This window comes from Paenibacillus sp. FSL P2-0121 (assembly GCF_037975345.1).
GTDB classification, from domain to species: domain Bacteria; phylum Bacillota; class Bacilli; order Paenibacillales; family Paenibacillaceae; genus Paenibacillus_AQ; species Paenibacillus_AQ odorifer.
In genome coordinates, this window is the sequence record NZ_CP150245.1 from 6,475,484 (window position 1) to 6,497,685 (window position 22,202).

The window sequence follows — 22,202 nt, forward strand, 5'->3', positions numbered from 1 at the left end:
ACCCTTTTCAATTGGTCTCAATGACTCACAAGCTCCAGAGGGCCTACAGTTACATTCACCTGCTGCACACGCGGGAGGCTAGACTGCTGATGAGTAAAAACATCCTGATTATATTGAATCTGAAAACGGTGACCCAAATTATATCGATCCGCATCCTGATTTTCAAAATTAAAGCCGAGAGCCGGATCTAAGGGCTCAGTTACTCCTCCTAGTACTGCGTTTACTGTAAGATTCCCTTTGGCAAAGAAGCCACCATTTAACCAAAAGATTGACCCCACTCCGTACAAATCAGCGTCACTATCCGTGTAAAAAAAAGCTTTCATATAAAATGAATCCTGCTCAACTTTTTTCTTAGGTGGATTAGTAAAAGTATCAATTCGGTTAATGAGCACATCTCCTTGAGATATGAGGACTAACTCCTTACTACTTAAACCTTGGATCACGGCGTCCTCGACTTTCGTTTCTCCTAAAACAAACATAGTAGAGTTGAATTTCACCTGTCCTTTAATAGTAACATTACCTGTAACTAGAATATTAGCTTGAATCTCCAAAAATTTAGTTATATCTGGACTATAGTTATTTACCTCCAGATCACCATTAACAATAAACCATTTGGGCTTATTAGAAGGATTACCTGTTTTGGCTTCATCACTAAACTTTAACTGTTTGTAATCAATTCCATCGATAAGCAGATTACTGTTATAAACAGTAGAATTATTCAAATCCTTATCCAACAAGGAATTCTGATATATGCTCAATTGTTCTAAGTATTGGCTGTACTCTAGTTCGTACTTATCCTTTTCTTCTTTTGTCGGATTATCTTCAAGTACTGGCTCAGTGTAGGGTGGATTCTCATCGGGTAGTCTATCTAATGTTGTTGTGCTTAAATAATTCCCCAGTTGATTATCCTTAATAGCTTGTTCAAGTTCAGACCTTTTCCCGGTCACCCCTGTCGCTTCCTCCACTTTATCAAGAAACGATTCCAGCACATTAATCTGCACGAACTTTTTTTGCGGTTTGATAAACACCTGCTCTTTATTAACTCCCAGTATGTTAGGAAGAATAATTGAGGCATTGTTTTTATTTACTGCTGCGTTAATAATTCCATTTCCGGAATATTTAATACTTTCAAGTGATTGCACATGCACCTCAGGAAGAGGTTCCGTAGATGCTGGACTGGCAGAGTCTTTTAGTAATTCTACTTTAGGATATTGAGTCTTTTCTTTAAGATCTTTCACTTTCTTATACGTATAAACAGCCGTATCGCTGATGTTTAGTTCTTCACCCGCATATATATTGCCATGGAGACCAGGTGCTCCGTTTAATGTTAATACTTTTTCCGATCCAAAAGCATATTTAAGAAAATCAGGATAGGTATCAATGACAATCTTTTGTCTCAGCTGTCTGATGACGCCATTAACTGTGGCTTGTGCTTCAATATCTACATAATATTTTTGCTTATCCTGCTTCTCATAAGTGATACTTTTGATCGTACCGCCAGCTCCAGATAATCCCGTACTTACGCCATTGTTAACGCCGACAACTTTGGTGGTCACCTCACTAACAATACTTTTAATCTCATCTTCCATATGATCAGGGTCAATATCCGTACGCCCGTCCAACTTCGTCTGTATGTATGCCGCTGCTTCATCGAGCCCCTTTTGAGCCAGATGCAGGCTCTGCACGTCGTTTTCCCTTGTCTCCGTTCGTTGTGCGCCACCCATCGTTGCCCCGAGTACAGCTACTCCGAGTATAGTAAGTAGAAGAGCAACAAACATAACTAATACTAGAGCTGAGCCTCTTTCATTATTCTTCATCCCTCCTGCTCCTCCTAGAATCCGAATTTACTTTTCAACTCCAATGGGTAATCCCTTCCGTCGTAGCTCTGAACTAGCGATAAATTTATAGATATCAAGCCGCTATCACAAGGGATGCTATTCTGACACTCTAAAGTTATAGCAGAACCCTGTTCTAATTTAGATATCGTCTCAGTTCTTGCATCTACTGGTGGATCGACTACATCAGGATTTGCTATTGTAAGAGCACCATTAACAATACGAATCTGAGACTTAGTTCCATCCTGACGTTCTAACGTAATGTAGCTATCAATAATAGTCCCTGCATCATTTTTGAGAATAGTTGGAGTGACCTTCTCAGGAGCAAATGTATACAACTCCGTTATAATCGCCGACATTAACAAATCACCTTCGTCTCGTAATGAGTTTTCAATCGATATTTTATGATAGCTTCGTAAGCCCAGCATTGTTATCCCCGAAATAATTCCCGCTGCAACTGTAAACAACGATAGTGCCACAATTAGCTCCACTAAGGTAAAGCCGCCTTCTCTGCGAAGAAGATTAACGAATTTTCTCATCGGTAATATATCCCTCCACAACAGGTTCACTTTCAGGTCCGCCAGAAGAATCCGCTCTGCTGACTTTGACCAACACAGGTAACAAATATACTGCCATATTTTGTTTCTCCGGATCACTAGATTCCAAGCTTTGGTTATGTAGATCACGCTGATATTTAATATCTATCTGATAGTTCACACCATTTATTGCAGGATTCAAAACCTGGTTTAAGATTTCTGTATCCTGAACAAGCCCCTTGTAATCCTCACATTTCAGAGAATCATCCGTATCCTTTTGGCATTTCGCCGCCTCTATCGCATCATGATTCTGCTTTATAAAAAATTCCTTCATCGCCTCAAAATCCTGCTTCTCCACATAAAATAGCGCGTTACGCGCCAGATTGACCATAATCGTTTTGTTCTGGTTCGATTTAGAGTAACTCATGGCGTTAGTAAAGTAAGACGTAAGCACCAGAGAAACTATCGATAAAATTACAATAGCGGCCAGAACTTCGATTAACGTAAATCCTTTTTCCTGCTTTAGGCCCGGTTTCATCCTACTTTCCGCCTCTCGCCTATGAAAATACTTTTCGTATTTGCACGTTTTTCCTAAATTTTCTACTTCCATTATATTCTCTCATATCCAGCTACAGCAATCCTCAAAACCCTTATAATTCAGATATTTCTACAATATCTCTCACTTTAGGTCTATGCTATGATTTGGAAAGAGAGGAGATGAATGAAATGGCTTTAATAGAGTGCAAATTTTATTCTGAAGTACTAGGTTTGAATACCTCAATGACTGTAATTTTGCCGCAAAAAACAACTACACAAATCGGGATGAGTAATGTAACAAGAGGTGATCTTCACCCTACTTTGTATTTACTGCATGGCTTGTCTGACGATGATTCGATCTGGCTGCGCCGGACTTCCATAGAACGGTATGTAGCGGAGATGGGGATAGCTGTGGTAATGCCGAATGTGCACCGCAGTTTCTACACAGATATGGCGATGGGAGGCCGTTATTGGACCTTCATTAGTGAGGAGTTGCCGATGCTGGCGCGCTCATTTTTCCCGCTTTCTGATAAACGCGAGGAGAACTTTGTAGCCGGGTTGTCGATGGGTGGTTATGGAGCAATTAAGCTGGGACTGCGTAAACCCGAGTCTTTTGCAGCGGCAGCGAGTTTGTCTGGAGCACTTGATATGGCGCATAATTTCTTGAACGGGGAAGGTGCTACCACTAAAAGTAAAGAATACGAAATGATCTTCGGAAAAGAAGATACCGCCGGAACGCCGGAAGACCTTCTTTGGCTGCTTGAGGAAGTGAACCGCTCCACGGGACCAAAACCAGCGTTGTATCAATGCTGTGGCACAGAAGATTTCCTATATACCGATAACTTGAGATTCCGCGATGCCTGCCAGGCAACCTCACTTTCTTTAACCTATGAAGAAGGTCCGGGGACACATGAATGGGGATACTGGGATGCCAAAATCCGCGATGTGCTGGCATGGCTACCTTTAAAAAGTAACTAGCTGTACTTAATAGACAACAAAAAGATGCAGCCATAAGCTGCATCTTAATATCTGTTCTACTCAGATTACCCTCTTCGGAGGGTTCTTTTTAATTATAAGGACGCCGAAGGCAATTATGCTTGTTTGGTGATATTTTTAAATAATCCAGTCTGTTCTGTGATTCCTTTTTCAGCAGCAAATCTTTCAATACTCGATGCACCAAAGAATCCGTCTATGCCTTCTGTCCGTTCAATTACGTACGCCGCATCTTCCGGCTCTGCAATCGGTCCACCGTGACAAATCACCATAATATCTGGATTTACTGCTTTCCCTGCTTTAATAATCGCTTCGATTCTTTCTACACAATCATCCAATGTCAGAGCGGTCTTAGCTCCAATTGTACCTTTGGTAGTCAAGCCCATATGTGCCACCAAAATATCTGCGCCTGCTTCTGCCATGGCTTTTGCTTGCTCAGGATCGAATACATAAGGAGTGGTGAGCATATCCAATTCATGCGCAGCTCTAATCATATCTACTTCTAAACCATATCCCATGCCGGTCTCTTCTAGATTCTGTCTGAACACGCCATCGATCAAACCTACGGTTGGGAAGTTTTGCACGCCGCTAAAACCTTGTTCCTTAAGTTGTTTTAAATAAACTTCCATTACTCTAAAAGGGTCCGTTCCGCATACGCCTGCCAATACAGGGGTGTTTTTAACAACAGGCAATACTTCCGAGCCCATTTCGACTACAATTTGGTTGGCATCCCCATAAGATAATAACCCTGCCAGTGATCCACGGCCTGCCATTCTGTATCTTCCTGAATTATAAACAATCAGCATATCTGCTCCGCCAGCTTCGCTGCTTTTTGCAGTAATTCCAGTGCCGGCTCCCACGCCTAAAAGAATCTTTCCATTTGCCACTTCTTCTCTAAACTTCGCCATGATTTCAGTTCTTGTATTTTTGTTCATGTGTAACGCCTCCATTTAAATATTTATTTATCTTATAAAAGCCTTATTTGCTCATGAGATCTATTAGCTTCTGCGCTGCTGCTTCTGCAAACTCCATATCATTAATGGCACAATCCATTTCGATAACCTCGACAACATTTCTGTTTACACCATTTCTTAAGGTATCAAATAACATTTGATCTTCCTCTACCCCATAAAAAGCTTCCCCTGCAACATCAATGCCGGATATCCCTTTAAGCGGCAGCATTAACACCGTTTTCTCTTTGGCCATATTTAATTTCTCGACAAGCTTTTTGCCGATGGCTTCATTTTCTTCTACTGTTGTTCTCATCAGAGTAACTGTTGGATTGTGTTTATAAAACTTATGCCCAGCAAATTTCGCTGGTACCGTATCATAAGGACCAAAGTTGCACATATCAAGCGCGCCTACCGAGACAACCTGTGGAATATGATGTTTACCAGCAGCTTCTAACCGATGAGGTCCAGCATTCAGCACGCCGCCAATAATTTCGTCCGCCCATTCTGTTGTGGTCAGATCCAATACACCTTCAATAAAACCAGCCTCGATTAGCGCTTCCATGGACTGGCCACCTACCCCTGTTGCATGGAATACAAGCACTTCATAGCCTCTAGCTTCAAGATAGTTACGGGCTGCCGTCACACAGGGGGTTGTTACCCCAAACATCGTTGTAGCTACTAATGGTTTTTTCTCTATCACTTGTTTATTCTCAAATTTAAGCATACCGGCGATGGCGAAAGCTGCATTGGTAAAAATCTTTGTTGAAATAGAGTTTAGTCCGGCAACATCCACTACGGATGGCATCATGACAATATCACTAGTGCCTACATATGGAGCAGTATTTCCTGAAGCTACGGTCGAAACCATCACTTTAGGTACACCAATAGGTAATGCCCGCATACCCGGGGTTACAAGTGAAGTGCCTCCAGTGCCCCCAAAGGAGATAATTCCATCAAATTTGCCTTGCTTATATAATTCAGGTACTAATTTTTCCATACCTTTGGCTAATAATTCTGTTGCTAGTGCTCTATCTTTTTTGGCAACGAGCTCATCTATACTTACACCCGCGGCTGCTGCTACTTCTCTATTAGAGATATCCGGTGTAAAAGTGGGCTCAAACACACCCGTATGAATCGTAAACGTACCTAACTCCAAGCTTTCCAGTAAATTTTTAATGTAGAGATATTCTTCACCCTTGGTGTCAAAAGTTCCGGCAATAGCAATCGTCTTCATTTCTTCAACCTCCTCTTCAAATATCTACAACAAGAAATATAAGGATAATGTATAATGTGAAACTTATGCTTTCTTATATTTCAAAAAAAAGCATGATCAACTTATGAGTTAATCATACTTCTTTGATTTATGGATGAAAACGATTTTATGTCTTATGTTTTTGTGTTTATGTTAGATTTATATTGTTTTGGAGAGAACCCTTTATACTTCTTGAACATTTTGCTAAACTGCGCATAATCCTGGTATCCAACTAATGGCGCTAGCTCAGATAACTGGATAGGGTCTCTATGTAATATTTCCGCCGCCTTATCCATCCGAAATTGCACGAGATACGTTTGGAAGCTGCAGCCTACTTTTTTGGTGAACAAACTACTCAAATAACTTCGGGATACATGCGCCACCTTAGCTAAATCTGCAAATAAGATCTCATTCCTATAATTTTGAGCTACGTATTCTTTTACAAATTCAACATAATCATAGTGCTTTGTGATGCCGTCTAACATTTTGACCATAAAATCATCTTCATCCAGCGTCCCCGACACTTTAAAAGCTTTGGTTATATTTGTAATGGACTTCTCCGAGGGAATTCTTTCAAAAGCAGAGCCTCCGATATATCCCATCAAGTTTTGATTATTGCTGTACATATATTGCACATCAATTGGCGTTTTCACCGGACCACCGTAAACCAGCTTAATTAAATCTGGCTTTAGCTCATTGCATGTATTAAATATCTTGTCCGCTTTAACCTTGGCAGCTTCCAGAGAGAATACTTTCTTAGCGCCTAATAACCCGCCTTCTGTTAGACCTAGATGTGCACAAATAATATCCGCTCCAGCCTCAATCATCTGTGCTGCCTGGATTTCGTCAAATACAAAAGCAATGGTAAACAAACCCTTCTCATGGGCTATTCTTATGGCTTCTACTTCAAGTAGATAACCATTCCCCTCTTCTTCGAGCGCTTCTCCAAATTGACCATCTATTAAACCCACCGTGGGGTAATTATTAATGCCGGCAAAGCCTCTATTCTTTATTTCACTTATATAGGATTCCATATCTTTGGTCGGATCAGTTGCATTGAGGCCAAAAATAATAGGGATATCTCTGACCAACGGTATGATCTCTCTAGATGCAAAGTCCATCACCATATCATTGCTATTACAAAATGGTAAAATACCAGCGAGAGAGCTCCTCCCCATCTGGCGAAACTTACCCGAGTTTAACATCAGAATGAAATCAGCTCCACCTTGCTTCGCATACTTTGCCGTTATACCAGCACCGGTGGCTACTCCAATAATATGATTGCCTACTTTTAATTCCGATCTAAGCTCGTCTAGGGTTTGCTTTCTGTTCATATCTACGAACCCTCCTATCCTAACCTAAGGATAACCGTAAAGAACACTGCTAATCCAGTCATAGTTCGTTTAGATAATAAAAAAATCCCGCCTGATACCTATAAAGGTCTGAGGCGAGATTTGATATTGATACGGTTTACAATATAGCGTCTCCGTGTTGTACAACCCATTCATTAGCTTCGTGCAATGCCAGCTCTGCCCGTTCAATTGCAGCCTTCACCTGAACGGTGGCTGTGCCGCCATAAACGTTACGAGCGTTAACTACAGCTTCCGGTTGAAGAACAGCATAGATATTCTCGTCGAACAGCGGTGAGAATTGCTTGAACTCTTCCAGCGTCAAATCCAACAAGAATTTGCCTTCGTTGATGCAATAGAGCACTGTTTTTCCGATTACTTCATGCGCTTGGCGGAAAGGAAGACCCTTGCCTACCAAGAAGTCGGCGATATCCGTTGCATTCGAGAAATCCGTGTTCACAGCTTCACGCATACGACCTTTGTTCACCTTCATAGTGGAGATCATCGGCGCGAACAATTGCAGTGCACCAGTCAGCGTAGTAACCGTATCGAACATGCCTTCTTTGTCTTCCTGCATATCCTTGTTGTACGCCAGTGGCAATGATTTCAGCACCGTCAGCAAGCCAATCAGGTTGCCGTAAACGCGGCCTGTTTTGCCCCGTACCAGTTCTGGTACGTCAGGGTTCTTCTTCTGCGGCATAATGCTGCTGCCTGTGCAGAAAGCATCATCCAGTTCTACAAAGCTGAACTCTGTGCTGCTCCACAGGACCAGTTCCTCACTGAGTCTGGATAGATGTGTCATGATAAGGGAAGCATTCGCCAAGAACTCCACGATGAAATCGCGGTCGCTGACAGCATCCAGACTGTTCTCATACACACTGTCAAAACCCAGTTGTTCCGCTACAAAATGACGGTCAATCGGGAAGGTCGTTCCCGCAAGCGCTCCTGCTCCGAGTGGCAGCACGTTGATCCGTTTGTAGCTGTCCGTCAGACGTTCTGCATCGCGGCGGAACATCGATACGTAAGCCAGCAAGTGATGAGCAAACAGGATCGGCTGTGCCCGTTGCAAATGCGTATAACCAGGGATGATGGTCTCCACATTGTCTTTTGCTTGTTCGATCAAAGCTTCCTGCAGCTCATGCAGCAAACTAACTAGCTCAACTACACGGCCACGTAAATAAAGGTGCATGTCCGTCGCCACTTGATCGTTACGGCTACGTCCTGTGTGCAGCTTACCACCAACTGGACCGATTTCCTCGATCAGATGTTTTTCAATATTCATATGGATGTCTTCATCCGATACTGAGAAAACGACCTCTCCAGCATTAACCTTGTCCAGCACTTTGTTCAGACCTTGTTTGATTGTTTCCACGTCTTCTTGTGGAAGGATTCCGCATTTGCCCAGCATCGTGACATGTGCCAGACTGCCTTGCACATCCTCTTTGGCCAAAGCCTTATCAAAGCCAATGGAAGCCGTATATTCCTCAACCAGCTTGTTCGTTCCTTTAGTAAACCGTCCGCCCCAAAGCTTGCTCACCTATTGTTCCTCCTCTTGGACGCCAGAGGGCCGCTCCTATCCTGACGGGAGGAACGGCCTTCGGGGTTGCCCGTTTAAGTATATGTTATCGTACTATTTAGAAGCTCCATTTACACCTGTAGAAACTTTAAGGCGCAATGCGTTCAAGTGAATAAAACCAGTGGCATCCCCTTGATCATAAGCTTGTGTAGGATCAGCTTCCATCGTTGCAATCTCAGGATTGTACAGGCTGACTGGGCTCTTCACTCCAGCGCCGATGATGTTGCCTTTGTACAGTTTAAGACGAACAGTACCCGTTACATTTTGTTGGCTCTGTGTTACAAGAGCTTGCAGTGCGATACGCTCTGGAGCGAACCAGAAACCGTTATACACCAAAGTGCTGTAACGAGTGATCAGGCTGTCACGCAGGTTCATCACTTCACGGTCCATCGTGATGGATTCCATTTTGCGATGAGCGACGAACAGGATTGTTCCACCTGGAGTCTCATACACGCCGCGGCTCTTCATGCCGACAAAGCGGTTCTCAACCATATCCACACGCCCAATACCGTGTTTACCACCTAGCTCATTCAGTGTCTCCATAACTTGAAGTGGGGATAAGGATTCACCATTCAGGGCTACACAGTCTCCCTTAACGAATTCGAGCTCCAAATATTCCGCTTCATCCGGAGCATCCTCAGGAGCGTTGCTCAGCAGGAACATTCCTTTGTTCTCTGGTGCACTTGGATCGAACCAAGGATCTTCCAGTACGCCGCTCTCATAGCTGATGTGCAGCAGGTTACGGTCCATCGAATACGGCTTCGCCGCAGAGGCTTGTACCGGAATATCATTAGCTTCCGCATAAGCGATCATTTCCGCACGACCTGGGAATTGATTGCGGAACTCTTCTAGACGCCAAGGTGCAATCACCTTAATGTTCGGAGCCAATGCAGCTACGCCAAGCTCGAAACGGACTTGGTCGTTCCCTTTTCCTGTCGCGCCGTGCGCGATAGCCGTTGCGCCTTCAGCGATGGCGATATCTACCATGCGCTTAGCAATCAATGGACGAGCAATACTAGTTCCGAGCAAGTATTGGCCTTCATAAAGGGCGCCAGATTGGAACATCGGGTAGATGAAATCGCTAGCGAACTCATCGCGCAGGTCGTCAATGTATACTTTCGATGCGCCAGTAGCGAGTGCTTTTTCCTCCAAACCGTCGAGCTCTTCCTTTTGGCCGATATCAGCAGTGAAGGCAATGATCTCCGCGTCATAAGTTTCTTTAAGCCATTTTAAAATAACAGATGTATCCAATCCGCCGGAATAGGCGAGTACAATTTTTTCTTTAGCCATGGTGTGGCAACTTCCTTTCGTGTGGGCTATATAAATTAAAATAAACGTGCCTTTGCCAGCACTCTGACGATAAATCGCAATTACACTGAATATTTGGACTTCCGGTCGCTGTTATCATCAGATTTCTTTTATTTCAAACCGCATTGTGCGGATAAAATCTGATGATAAAGGCGAACGCTACGCTCCTACAGTTCCAAAAATTCCGCTCCATTACTCCATCGTCCAAAGTCTAACTTCGCCCAACATTAATTCAATTTATATAGTAATTTATATTTTATTTTATATTTTTTAAATTCCTTAACTCATCAACGCAGCCATTAAAGCTTTTTGCGCATGCAGGCGGTTCTCAGCCTGATCAAAGATCACCGAGTTAGGGCCGTCAATCACGCCTGTGCTGACCTCTTCCTCACGGTGGGCTGGCAGACAGTGCAGGAAGAGATAATCGCTCTTAGCGCCTTTTACAAGCTCCTCATTGACCTGATAGTCCTTGAATGCCGCTTCACGTGCCTTTTGCTCCTCCTCGAAGCCCATACTCGCCCATACGTCTGTATAGATGACGTCAGCGTCTTGTACAGCTTCTTGCGGGCTGCGAGTGACCACAATCTTCGCTCCGGTTTCTTTAGCGATCTCACGAGCTTCTGCGACAACCGCTGCATCTGGCTCATAACCTTCCGGTCCGGCGATAGATACGTCCACGCCCAGCTTAGCTCCGCCAATCATTAAGGAATGCGCCATATTGTTGCCATCGCCGATGTAAGCCAGCTTCAGGCCCTTGAGCTTTCCTTTGTGCTCATAAATCGTTTGATAATCGGCCAGCACTTGGCAAGGATGTGCCAGGTCACTAAGACCGTTGATTACGGGAATAGAAGCATAACGAGCGAGATCTTCAACCTTGTCATGACCGAAGGTACGGATCATAATTCCATCGAGATAACGCGACATTACTTGCGCTGTATCTCCAACAGTTTCTCCGCGTCCAAGCTGGATATCATTTTTGCTCAAGAAAAGGGCATGCCCTCCCAGCTGATACATTCCAACTTCAAACGACACACGTGTACGTGTAGAGGATTTTTCAAAAATAAGTCCAATCGTCTTTCCCTTCAGCGGCTGAAATTCTTCGCCATTTTTCTGCTTCTTCTTCAGCTCAATCGCCGAATCAATCAGATACGTAATTTCCTCCGGGCTGTAGTCGTTCAGCTCCAGTAAATCACGGCCTTTCAGTTGCTGCGCAATGTTGTGCTTGTTACTCTGTACGCCCTGACTCATGAGCTTACCTCCCCGTTTGCTTGTTTAGCATAAGTATGAATGAGTTCGCATAGGATGTCCACCGCTTGGTCGATCTCCTCTTTGCTTACATATAGATTAGGCAGCAGACGAAGGACATTAGGACCGGCTGTCACGAACAACAGGCCTTTCTTTTGTCCAGCCAGTACAATATCGCCCACTGGGGATTGACATTCAATCCCGATCAACAGCCCTTTACCACGGATATCCTTCACAAAAGAACAGTCCGCCAGCTTCTCTTTCAAAAGATCTGTCAGGTACTTACCCATATCTTCGGCACGCTGTGGAAGCTCATCTTCCAGCATCGTCTCAATCGTCGCTGCCATAACAGCTGTTGCTAGCGGTGTTCCCCCGAAGGTGGACGCATGGCTGCCCGCTGAGAAGGCTTCACGCAAATACCCTTTGCCAAGCATTAAACCTGCCGGGAACCCGCTAGCTATCCCCTTAGCCAAGGTGAAAATATCCGGTTCAATTCCATAATGCTGATGAGCGAACAGCTTGCCTGTACGTCCCATACCTGTCTGTACCTCATCTACAATCAGAAGCAATCCGTGTTTCTTACACAAGGCCACTACAGCGTTCAAGAACTCAGGTTCTACCTCAAGCACGCCACCCTCTGCAAGCATCATCTCCAGCATGATAGCAGCTGTATGATCTCCGATAGCAGCTTCTAACGCTGGGAGATTATGCAAGGGTACGGTCTTGAAACCTGCTGGAAGTGGCAGGAACCCTTCTTTCACCTTTTGCTGGCCTGTAGCTGTTAGTGTGGCCAGTGTACGTCCATGGAAGGATTGTTCGAATGTGATAACCTCATAACGGTCGACACCCTTAATCTTCTGATGGTAACGGCGGGCCAGCTTAATAGCAGCCTCATTCGCTTCTGCCCCGCTATTGCAGAAAAACACTTGATCAGCGCAGCTATTCTCTGTCAGAAGGTTGGCAACTTTATCTTGTCCCGGAATATGGAACAGATTCGAGACATGCCAGAGCGTATCAATCTGATCCTTCAGCTTAGCGCCGACTTTTTCAGGAGCATGACCTAGACTGGTCACAGCCAATCCACTGGTGAAATCCAGATACTTATTGCCTTTATCATCCCATACCCAGGTGCCCTTGCCTTTAACTAAGCTGAGATCATATCTGGCGTAAGAAGGGAACACTGCACTCAGCTTGCTTGTTGCAACATCCGGTGTACCTGATCCTACTGTATCGGTCTGCTGTGCCCCTGCTTGCGAATCCAACTCCGCTTGTGTAAGCTTGCTCATTCTAAGTCACTCTCCCATCGGCTGCTCCTGTGAACAGGCTGCGCCTCTAATTTGTATTCATCTATGATTCTACGAACGAATAATACGTGTACCTATCGCTTCACCTTGCAGGACTCGACTAAGCACCCGCGGTTCTTTTCCATCCACAATGATAACCTCTGATACGCTGCCCTGAATGCAATCGATAGCTGCCCGCACTTTGGGGATCATGCCACCGTAGATTTCCCCACTTTCGATCAAGGCTTCGATTTCCTGTACAGTAACGGAGGGAAGCGCAATCTTTTCACCTTCCACTGTACTCATGATGCCTGGAACATCTGTGACGACAATCATTTTGGGAGACTCCACATAGGAAGCAACTGCCCCTGCTGCCGTATCTGCGTTAATATTGTAGCGCTGACCTGCTGCATCTACTCCGATAGGTGCAATGACAGGAATATAACCCATCCCAACAATACCAGTTATGATCTCAGCCTTAACTTCCGTTACTTCTCCTACCAAACCTACTTCGGCGCTGTTCGCCACTGGTTTAGCAATAATCATATTGCCATCGATGCCCGAAAGCCCCAGAGCTAGACCACCGCTCCCTTGAATTCGCCGGACAATCGCCTTGTTTATACTTCCTGCCAGCGTCATCTCTACAACATCTAGTACTTCCTCGGTGGTTACTCGCAGGCCATTCACAAAGCTGCTTTCAATGCCCAGTTTCGCTAGATTCTCGGAAATGGCTGGCCCTCCACCATGAACAATTACTGGCTGAATGCCCTCCTCCTGCAAATCTCGCAAATCCTCAAAAAAAGATTCAGGTAGAGCCGCAAGCGTACTGCCGCCGCATTTCATTACAAACAATCCACTACCATCTAAAGCATCTATAAGTTCAAGCTCGCTATTTAGCGTCATATAATCGATATCCTTCCCTTATGGGCTTAACACGCCATAAATCAAGTGCGATATGCGGCGTTAATACGCACATAATCGTAAGTTAGGTCACAGCCCCAAGCCGTTGCTTTTCCGCTTCCATCATGCAGATCTACAGTGATCAGCACAGTTTCACTTTTTTGCAAATAGGCCAAAGCCTTTTCCTCGTCAAAAGCAACTGGCTTCGAGTGCAAAAGCACCTCAATATCCCCTAACGAAATGTTCACATGCTCCGGCGATACCGGAACACCCGCGCGTCCAACCGCAGCAATAATCCGTCCCCAGTTCGCATCCGCTCCAAAAATAGCAGATTTCACTAGACTAGAACCAACCACTGTTTTGGCAATCGCTGCCGCCGCCTCATCATGAACAGCACCATTCACTTGAACCTCAATCAGGTGAGTTGCACCTTCGCCATCACGAGCAATCGCTTTGGCAAGCGTCTGGCAGACATACGTGAATCCAGCAGCAAAAGCGTCCCAATCCGGATGCAGTCGTGTCAGCTTCTCATTACCGGCAAGCCCACTCGCCATCGACACTAACATATCATTGGTGCTAGTATCTCCATCGACTGTAATCATATTAAAAGTAACATTCGTAGCTGAACTTAAAAGACTAAGTAAATCCTCCGCTGCAATATCAGCATCCGTGGTCATAAAGCCAAGCATGGTAGCCATGTTAGGATGGATCATCCCTGAGCCCTTTGCAGCTCCGGCAATTGTAACTTCTACACCGCCAACGAGCACCTTCACGGCGATCTCTTTTTTAACTAAATCAGTGGTAAGTATAGCTTGGCAGAATTCCTCCGCGCCAATAGCTCCTCCGTCCAGCTTCTCTGGTATTGCAGTAATTCCGCTACGTACGCAGTCCATCTTCAACAGTTCACCGATAACTCCAGTCGAAGCAACAGCCACATCATTAACGGCCACACCTAAATGCTGAGCCGCAGCAGCGCGCATCTCATAAGCATCTGCTTCACCTTGTTCGCCTGTGCAGGCATTGGCATTCCCGCTGTTCACGATAACCGCCTGCAATACTCCGTTCGAAAGGCTTTCCCGAGTCACTTTCAGCGGAGCCGCCTGAAAAACATTCGTCGTATACACGGCCGCAGCCGTTGCCGGAACTTCACACAGAATCACTCCGAGATCGTTGCGATCTGTTTTTTTTAATCCACAATGCAATCCTCCGGACTTAAAACCCTTAGGTGAAGTGATGCTTCCACCCTCCAAGGTGGTAAATAACTCAATCTCGCTCATATTATTTGTACCGCTGATCCTTATGGATACACAGGTGTGTAGCCGAGGCCAAGGGTTTCCTCCCATCCCATCATCAAATTAAGGTTCTGTATTGCCTGCCCTGCCGCACCTTTTACAACATTATCAATGACGGAGACTATGGTCACCCGCCCTGTACGAGCATCTGTTGCAAATCCGATATCACAATAATTAGAGCCGCTAACTTCTTTTGTCGCCGGAATCACACCTACATCACGCACCCGCACATATGGCCGGCCCGCATAATATTCGCGGTACAAATTCACAAAATCCTGCTCCGTATAATTGTCCGTCATCCCTGCATACATCGTACTCATAATTCCCCGGCTCATCGGCACGAGATGTGTGGTGAACGTTACCGTTACCTTTTCTCCAGCAACCTCTGTGAGTGTCTGCTCAATTTCTGGTATATGTTGATGCTTATTGATTTTATAAGCTTTAAAGTTCTCATTAATCTCTGCATAATGTACCATCAGGCTTGTTCCGCGTCCTGCTCCAGTAACTCCTGATTTCGCATCAATAATAATACTGTCGTGCTTAATCCAACCTGCCTGAATTGCAGGAATTAGTCCAAGAAGTGTAGCTGTAGGATAACAGCCTGGATTAGATATAAAATCAACCCCTGCCGCACGCTCTCCAAACACCTCGCAAAGTCCGTATACAGCCTGCTCTAGATATTCATCAGCCGGAGCGGGATGTTTATACCAGTGCTCATACTCTGCACCATCCTTCAATCGGAAATCACCGGACAGATCCACGACCTTAAGTCCAGCTTCCAGCAGCTGCGGCACCAGCTTTGCGCTCACACCCGACGGCGTTGCCGTAAATACCACATCCGCCCGCTCAGCCATTTGAGCCGGGTCAACGCCATCCAGCCTTCGATCAATGATGCCCGTCAAATGCGGAAAACCTTCCTCTATAGCATCCCCTGCGCTTGATGAGGAAATTACCGAAGTAATCTCTACCTTAGGATGACTTTGTAGCAGCCGAATCAGCTCTACGCCCCCATAACCCGTTGATCCAACAATCGCCGCTCTCAGCTTGCCCTCCACTGTCATCCCCACTTCCTGCTTATCATGAATTATAATAAATAATATAATGCATACCGTCTTAGAAATATGTATTATTATACGACTCAATTAATATAAATACAACACATAGTGTTAACTTTCTTTATTCCTAAATATAATTCTATTTACAAAAAAAGAGAAGCATAGCTTCTCCTTTAGGAGAAATTACACTTCTCTTTTAAAGCCTTCACCCAGCACCTCATGCGCCTCAGTGATAATCACAAAAGCACTAGTATCTACCGATTGAACAATCGCTTTTAATCTGGAAACCTCATTCTGACCTACTACAACCATTAGCACCGTACGCTCATCACCAGTATAACCGCCATGTGCATCCAGCTTCGTCAGACCCCGATCCAGATCATTCAAAATCGCCTCAGATATTTCTTCCGTCTTGTCCGAGATTATGTAAGCCACCTTTGTATAACGGAAGCCTACCTCTATCGCATTAATGGCCTTACCTGTAACAAACAGACCGATCAGTGCATACAGTGCTTGTTCCATACCGAGTATAAAAGCAGCCAGCACAATGACCGTCCCGTCCAGCAGCACTACAGAAATCGAGAAGCTGAGACCGGATATCTTTTGAATAATCTGCGCCAAAATAGTAAGTCCACCTGTCGAGCCCCGTCCGCGGAACACAAGACCTAACCCCACCCCCACACAGATACCGCCATAAATGGAGGCTAAGAGTGGATTGGTGGTAGGTGCAGGCAAATCTTTTGTCAACAAGATAAAGAGCGGCAACACAAAGCTCCCAAGCAGCGAGCGAACTCCGTATTGTTTACCCAAGAAGATTACCCCGAGTACAAACAACGGAATATTAAGCGCCCATTGCGTAAATGCCGGCTCAGCCCCAAACCAAGCTTCAGCCAATACCGACAGACCGGATACACCACCAGAAGCAATATGATTAGGCAGAAAAAAAAGATTAAACCCCAGCGCTGTAACTAGCGATCCGAGCAAAATTAACATCGTATCCACCACATGTCGGAGTGGCCCATTCAGAGGAATCAGTGGGGGTTTATTACGTGAATTGACTTTTTGCATTTCAAAGGCTCTCCTTAAAGTGTCATCTTGCTCTACGAAAGAAGAAACGGCCATCCCATCCTAATCCATGAATGGTATCCGTTTCCCCCGAAACTTTCTCTTTTATTCTGCCTCAATCTTGATCTGGCTACGCAGGTAACCATCAATGAATACATCAATATCTCCGTCCATCACAGAACCCACATTCCCCGTTTCCACGGAAGTACGGTGATCCTTAACCATGTTATACGGATGGAATACATAGGAACGGATCTGACTGCCCCAAGCAATATCGGATTGCTCGCCGCGAATCTCATCCAAATGCTGTTGCTGTTCTTGCAGTTTACGCTCATACAACTTGGAACGCAGCATCTTCATTGCTTGCTCGCGGTTTTTGATCTGTGAACGTTCGTTCTGACAGGTTACCACCACACCCGTAGGTAAGTGGGTAATCCGCACCGCAGAGTCTGTGGTATTAATATGCTGTCCACCCGCGCCGCTCGCCCGATACGTATCGATCTTCAAATCCTCAGTACGAATTTCAACTTCTACATCATCGGCAATTTCCGGAACGACATCACAGGATACAAAAGAGGTATGCCGTCTGCCCGAAGAGTCAAACGGAGAAATCCGTACTAGCCGATGTACACCTTTTTCAGCTTTCAGATATCCGTAGGCGTTGAAGCCTTTAATAAGTAATGTGACACTCTTGATTCCCGCTTCATCACCCGGTAAGTAGTCCAGCACCTCAACCTTGAATCCACGTTTTTCAGCCCAACGGGTATACATCCGCAGCAGCATCTGGCCCCAGTCTTGGGATTCCGTACCGCCCGCACCCGGATGGAGCTCAAGAATAGCATTCAGCTTGTCATACGGCTGGTTAAGTAGCAATTGCAGCTCGAATTCATCCACTTTACTGCCTAAACTGCTGATCGTCTCCCCAATCTCTGCCGCAAGACCTTCATCGCCCTCTTCATCCGCAAGCTCCGCCATCATCGCAGCATCGTCGTATTCTTGTTGCAGCTTCTCGTATTGATCCACGGACGATTTCACGGCATTCATCTCGCCGATCACGCTCTGTGCCTGCTCTGGATTATCCCAGAAGCCTGGAGCAGCCATTTTTTCTTCAAAGTTCGAGATCATCTCTTGCTTAAGATCTAAGTCAAAGAGACCCCCTAAGGTCAGTTAGTTTCTTGCCTATTTCACGCAGATCCTGCTTTACATTAGCTTCAATCATATGGTCACTTCACCTTTCAAAATAGGTTGTTACGGTCTTCACTATTGGAAAGTTAGTAATGAGTGAATGTTCAGCCATTCCGAGAAGGATTGGACTTCCGATCGCTGTTGTTTCCAGATTCCTTGAATTGATAACCGCATAGGTGTTGGAATCCCGAAACAAAGGCGAACACTCCGTTTCTCCAGTTCCAAACCTTCTCTCCATTCCACATTCACTCAAGTGCTAAATATCCAAAAAAGCGACTGGGCCGTAAACGGGGGATACCCCCGGGCCCAGCCGCTCTTTATGGTTAGTATACCCATAGAGATCAGGGCTAAAGACTTACATCTTCAACACCTGAATATGAGCGCTACTAAACGTTTGTCTTATGCGTTTTGACCGTGGCAGTTCTTGTACTTCTTGCCGCTTCCGCAAGGGCAAAGATCATTACGACCAGCTGCCGCCTCAACATGTACCGGACGTTTCTCAGCAGGTTCGCTGTTAGTGGAAATTTTATTTTCCTCTACAACGGATTGACGCTCCTGATTTGTCTCGATGTGAGCCTTCATAATATAAGTAGCTACTTCTTCTTGAATCGTAGCCGTCATAGTATTAAACATTTCGAATCCTTCGAATTGATACTCGCGAAGTGGATCTGTACCACCGTAAGCACGTAGGTGAATCCCTTGACGCAATTGATCCATCGCATCGATATGATCCATCCACTTGCTGTCCACGGAGCGCAGCACAATTACCTTCTCGAATTCACGTACCAATTCTGAACCCAGACGTTCTTCACGAGCAGCATATTTCTCAAGTACACGTTCGAAGATGTACTCAATGATCTCTTCTGCTTCCTTGCCCCACAGAATATCACGAGTCAAAGCACCTTCTTCAAGCAGCTTGCTGTTTACGTAATCAGCAACTTCTTGCAGCTCCCAGTTCTCAGGAATATCGTCACTGCAGTGTGCGTGAACAATACGTTCAATAACCGGCTTGATCATTTCAAGTACGATATCTTTGATATTTTCAGACTCCTGAATCTCACGGCGTTGTTTATAAATAATTTCACGCTGTTGATTCATCACGTCATCATATTGCAATACGACTTTACGAATATCAAAGTTATTACCTTCAACACGTTTCTGAGCAGATTCCACAGCACGCGTAATCATGCGGCTCTCAATCGGCTGATCTTCCTCAAACCCAAGGCGATCCATCATACTCAAAACGTTGTCAGCGCCGAAACGCTTCATCAACTCATCCCCAAGGGACAAGTAGAATTGTGTAGAACCTGGGTCTCCTTGACGACCCGCACGACCACGCAGCTGGTTATCAATCCGGCGCGATTCATGACGCTCTGTACCAATGATATGCAGACCACCAAGATCTGTCACACCTTCGCCCAGAACGATGTCCGTACCACGACCAGCCATGTTGGTAGCAATCGTAACTGTACCTGGCTGACCTGCATGTGTAATGATTTCAGCTTCCGCAGCGTGATGTTTCGCGTTAAGCACTTGGTGTCTAACGCCTTTGCGCTTCAGCATTTCAGATACGAGCTCTGAATTCTCAATCGACACTGTACCCACAAGTACAGGTTGGTTCTTTTTGTGACGCTCTACAATTTCTGCCACAACAGCGTTGAACTTACCGTTCTCACTCTTGTAGACAACATCCGGCATATCTATGCGCTGATTCGGTTTATTCGTAGGGACTTGAAGAACTTCAAGACCATAAATCTTCTTGAACTCTTCTTCCTCAGTTTTAGCTGTACCTGTCATACCGCCCAATTTGCGATACATACGGAAATAGTTCTGGAAAGTAATCGTAGCAAGCGTCATGCTCTCATTCTGTACTTCGATTTCTTCCTTCGCTTCAATCGCTTGGTGCAAACCGTCACTATAACGACGGCCTGACATTAAACGTCCTGTAAATTCATCAACAATAACGACCTCACCCTCGTTAACAACGTAGTCTACGTCACGACGCATAATTACGTTTGCTTTCAGGGCTTGGACGATATGGTGATTCAAGGTTACATGACTGTGATCATACAAGTTCTCAATACCAAAAGCGCGTTCAGCAGTAGCTACACCTTTTTCAGTCAAGGCTACGGACTTCACTTTGATATCAACTGTGTAGTCTTCTTCAGCTTTAAGCTTTTTCACAAAACGGTCTGCTGCAAAGTACAATTCAGTAGACTTCTCAGCTTGTCCGGAAATGATAAGAGGTGTACGTGCTTCATCAATAAGAATGGAGTCCACTTCATCAATAATACAGAAATAAAGAGGGCGCTGAACCATTTGTTCTTTATAAAGCACCATGTTGTCACGCAAATAATCGAAACCAAATTCGTTGTTCGTGCCATACGTAATATCGCAGGCGTAAGCATCTTGTTTATCAGCATGGTCCATACCGCTTAGGTTAACCCCAACCGTCATGCCCAGGAAGTTATAGATTTGTGCCATTTGTGCGCTGTCGCGCTGAGCCAAATAGTCATTGACCGTTACTACGTGTACGCCTTTACCAAGCAAAGCATTTAAGTACACTGGCAATGTTCCTACTAGAGTCTTACCTTCACCAGTCTTCATCTCGGAGATTCGGCCTTCATGCAGGGCCATACCACCAATTAACTGTACATCAAAATGCCGCATGCCAAGCGTCCGTTTGGAAGCTTCACGTACGGTTGCAAACGCCTCAGGAAGAATTTCTTCCAAGGTTTCGCCTTTCTCAATACGGGCGCGGAACTCTTCCGTCTTAGCTTTTAAAGCTTCATCGGATAGTGCTACAAATTCCGGCTCCAATCCATTAATTACATCGACTGTCTTCATGAGACGTTTAACGTCACGATCGTTTGTGTCTCCGAATATTTTCTTTACAAGTCCTAGCATGGTTAACCCCTTTCATGCAACACAGATGGTGGAACCGAGCCCATCCTCACAAAATTGAAAGGGCCATTTATAAATTCGATTCCGCTGCTTCATAAATTGTAACAGTTTGTAAGAGATGCCGCAATACAAGGTGTAACAGCCACATTTTTCATATATACGCACAAGAGCCCTATTCGCTATAAGCGAATAGGGGCTCGGTTTAAATTTCCTAGGTTCTGACTAACTCTCGAGGCCCTTTATACTTAGAGCATAACTGGCATCATTGTATCTTAGCCCTGTTCAATCAGTCCATATTTACCATCATCACGTTTGTAAACTACGCTAACTTCCGAGGTGTCGATATTGGAAAACACAAAGAAATTATGTCCTACCATGTTCATTTGCAGAATCGCTTCTTCCACATCCATCGGCTTCATCGTAAAGCGTTTGTTCCTAACCACTTCTAAATCATCATAATCTTGTTCTTCTACAGCAACAGCGGCACTAGCTCCATCCACAAACAGCGTCTTGAGTCCCTCTTGACGGAACTTACGGTTCAGCTTCGTTTTGTGTTTGCGAATTTGGCGTTCCAGCTTGTCCACAACGGCGTCTATGGAAGCATACATGTCATCGCTGCGATCTTCCGCACGAAGCGTCACGCCAGCAAGCGGAATGGTTACTTCCACCGTATGAAGGCCGCGAACTACGCCAAGCGTCACAGACCCTTCAGAGGTAGGGGGTGCTTCGAAATACTTCTCAAGTTTGCTGAGCTTCTTATCAACATACTCTCTCAAAGCGTCGGTCACGTCAATTTGTTGACCTCGAATGGTGAATTGCATGGCCACTCCTCCTTTAGTTACACCTTCATTATACCAAATTGTAAGCGCTAAGTAAAAAGCAATTCCTTACAGCCCTTACATTTAGATAACAAATGTTGTCATAGCGTTCACAA

General features: G+C 45.1%; 18 protein-coding genes. 1 reads left to right on the top strand and 17 read right to left on the bottom strand.

The window, feature by feature from the left end; genetic code table 11:
• Positions 1 to 17 precede the first annotated feature (17 nt).
• From MKY54_RS28645 to MKY54_RS28655, 3 genes are read right to left on the bottom strand one after another with little or no spacing between them, the layout of a single operon-like run.
• Positions 18 to 1,817: a hypothetical protein gene (locus tag MKY54_RS28645; RefSeq protein WP_339188718.1), complete on the bottom strand. Its 1,800-nt coding sequence runs from the start codon at positions 1,815 to 1,817 to the stop codon at positions 18 to 20.
• A 14-nt stretch (positions 1,818 to 1,831) separates the two neighbouring features.
• Complete coding sequence (locus MKY54_RS28650) at positions 1,832 to 2,374, bottom strand: prepilin-type N-terminal cleavage/methylation domain-containing protein (protein WP_339188721.1); 543 nt, start codon at positions 2,372 to 2,374, stop codon at positions 1,832 to 1,834.
• Positions 2,358 to 2,909, bottom strand: a complete 552-nt coding sequence (locus MKY54_RS28655; protein ID WP_339188724.1) for a type II secretion system protein — start codon at positions 2,907 to 2,909, stop codon at positions 2,358 to 2,360. Before MKY54_RS28655 ends, MKY54_RS28650 begins: the two co-directional genes overlap by 17 nt.
• 188 nt (positions 2,910 to 3,097) lie before the next feature.
• On the opposite strand from MKY54_RS28655, the gene MKY54_RS28660 reads away from it, so the two are divergent.
• Positions 3,098 to 3,886 carry an alpha/beta hydrolase family protein gene (locus tag MKY54_RS28660; RefSeq protein WP_076123851.1) on the top strand — a complete coding sequence of 263 codons (789 nt, stop codon included), beginning with the start codon at positions 3,098 to 3,100 and terminating at the stop codon, positions 3,884 to 3,886.
• 113 nt (positions 3,887 to 3,999) lie between these two features.
• Here MKY54_RS28660 and MKY54_RS28665 read toward each other — a convergent pair whose 3' ends face one another.
• From MKY54_RS28665 to raiA, 14 genes are all read right to left on the bottom strand, one after another.
• On the bottom strand, positions 4,000 to 4,836 hold the full coding sequence (locus MKY54_RS28665; RefSeq protein WP_038573568.1) for a phosphoenolpyruvate hydrolase family protein: 837 nt from the start codon (positions 4,834 to 4,836) through the stop codon (positions 4,000 to 4,002).
• A 43-nt stretch (positions 4,837 to 4,879) separates the two neighbouring features.
• Positions 4,880 to 6,088 (bottom strand): Tm-1-like ATP-binding domain-containing protein, encoded by a 1,209-nt coding sequence (locus MKY54_RS28670; RefSeq protein ID WP_339188727.1) that lies wholly within the window; start codon positions 6,086 to 6,088, stop codon positions 4,880 to 4,882.
• A 152-nt stretch (positions 6,089 to 6,240) separates the two neighbouring features.
• Positions 6,241 to 7,440: a phosphoenolpyruvate hydrolase family protein gene (locus MKY54_RS28675; protein ID WP_076123857.1), complete on the bottom strand. Its 1,200-nt coding sequence runs from the start codon at positions 7,438 to 7,440 to the stop codon at positions 6,241 to 6,243.
• A gap of 136 nt (positions 7,441 to 7,576) precedes the next feature.
• The gene (gene argH, locus MKY54_RS28680; protein WP_036678523.1) at positions 7,577 to 8,992 is read right to left on the bottom strand and encodes an argininosuccinate lyase; all 1,416 of its coding nucleotides are present in this window, start codon (positions 8,990 to 8,992) and stop codon (positions 7,577 to 7,579) included.
• Between the two features lie 93 nt (positions 8,993 to 9,085).
• Complete coding sequence (locus MKY54_RS28685; protein ID WP_076123861.1) at positions 9,086 to 10,321, bottom strand: argininosuccinate synthase; 1,236 nt, start codon at positions 10,319 to 10,321, stop codon at positions 9,086 to 9,088.
• A gap of 297 nt (positions 10,322 to 10,618) precedes the next feature.
• Positions 10,619 to 11,587, bottom strand: coding sequence for an ornithine carbamoyltransferase (argF, locus tag MKY54_RS28690; RefSeq protein ID WP_076182119.1), 969 nt, complete (start codon positions 11,585 to 11,587; stop codon positions 10,619 to 10,621).
• Positions 11,584 to 12,870: an aspartate aminotransferase family protein gene (locus MKY54_RS28695; RefSeq protein WP_339188730.1), complete on the bottom strand. Its 1,287-nt coding sequence runs from the start codon at positions 12,868 to 12,870 to the stop codon at positions 11,584 to 11,586. Before MKY54_RS28695 ends, argF begins: the two co-directional genes overlap by 4 nt.
• Positions 12,871 to 12,939: 69 nt before the next feature.
• Positions 12,940 to 13,770, bottom strand: coding sequence for an acetylglutamate kinase (gene argB, locus MKY54_RS28700; RefSeq protein WP_339188732.1), 831 nt, complete (start codon positions 13,768 to 13,770; stop codon positions 12,940 to 12,942).
• A 41-nt stretch (positions 13,771 to 13,811) separates the two neighbouring features.
• Positions 13,812 to 15,044 carry a bifunctional ornithine acetyltransferase/N-acetylglutamate synthase gene (argJ, locus tag MKY54_RS28705; RefSeq protein ID WP_339188734.1) on the bottom strand — a complete coding sequence of 411 codons (1,233 nt, stop codon included), beginning with the start codon at positions 15,042 to 15,044 and terminating at the stop codon, positions 13,812 to 13,814.
• Between the two features lie 20 nt (positions 15,045 to 15,064).
• Positions 15,065 to 16,114 carry an N-acetyl-gamma-glutamyl-phosphate reductase gene (gene argC / locus MKY54_RS28710; protein ID WP_217696596.1) on the bottom strand — a complete coding sequence of 350 codons (1,050 nt, stop codon included), beginning with the start codon at positions 16,112 to 16,114 and terminating at the stop codon, positions 15,065 to 15,067.
• Positions 16,115 to 16,297: 183 nt separating this feature from the next.
• Complete coding sequence (locus MKY54_RS28715; RefSeq protein ID WP_036678511.1) at positions 16,298 to 17,182, bottom strand: YitT family protein; 885 nt, start codon at positions 17,180 to 17,182, stop codon at positions 16,298 to 16,300.
• Positions 17,183 to 17,284: 102 nt separating this feature from the next.
• Positions 17,285 to 18,398, bottom strand: a protein-coding gene (gene prfB, locus MKY54_RS28720; protein ID WP_139330096.1) for a peptide chain release factor 2 whose coding sequence is annotated in 2 segments (ribosomal slippage) — positions 17,285 to 18,325 and positions 18,327 to 18,398 — 1,113 coding nt in all. Because the reading frame shifts where the segments join, the coding sequence is not laid out codon by codon here.
• A 365-nt stretch (positions 18,399 to 18,763) separates the two neighbouring features.
• Positions 18,764 to 21,271, bottom strand: coding sequence for a preprotein translocase subunit SecA (gene secA, locus MKY54_RS28725; RefSeq protein WP_339188736.1), 2,508 nt, complete (start codon positions 21,269 to 21,271; stop codon positions 18,764 to 18,766).
• Positions 21,272 to 21,540: 269 nt separating this feature from the next.
• Positions 21,541 to 22,089, bottom strand: coding sequence for a ribosome-associated translation inhibitor RaiA (gene raiA, locus MKY54_RS28730; protein WP_036678506.1), 549 nt, complete (start codon positions 22,087 to 22,089; stop codon positions 21,541 to 21,543).
• Between the last annotated feature and the right edge of the window lie 113 nt (positions 22,090 to 22,202).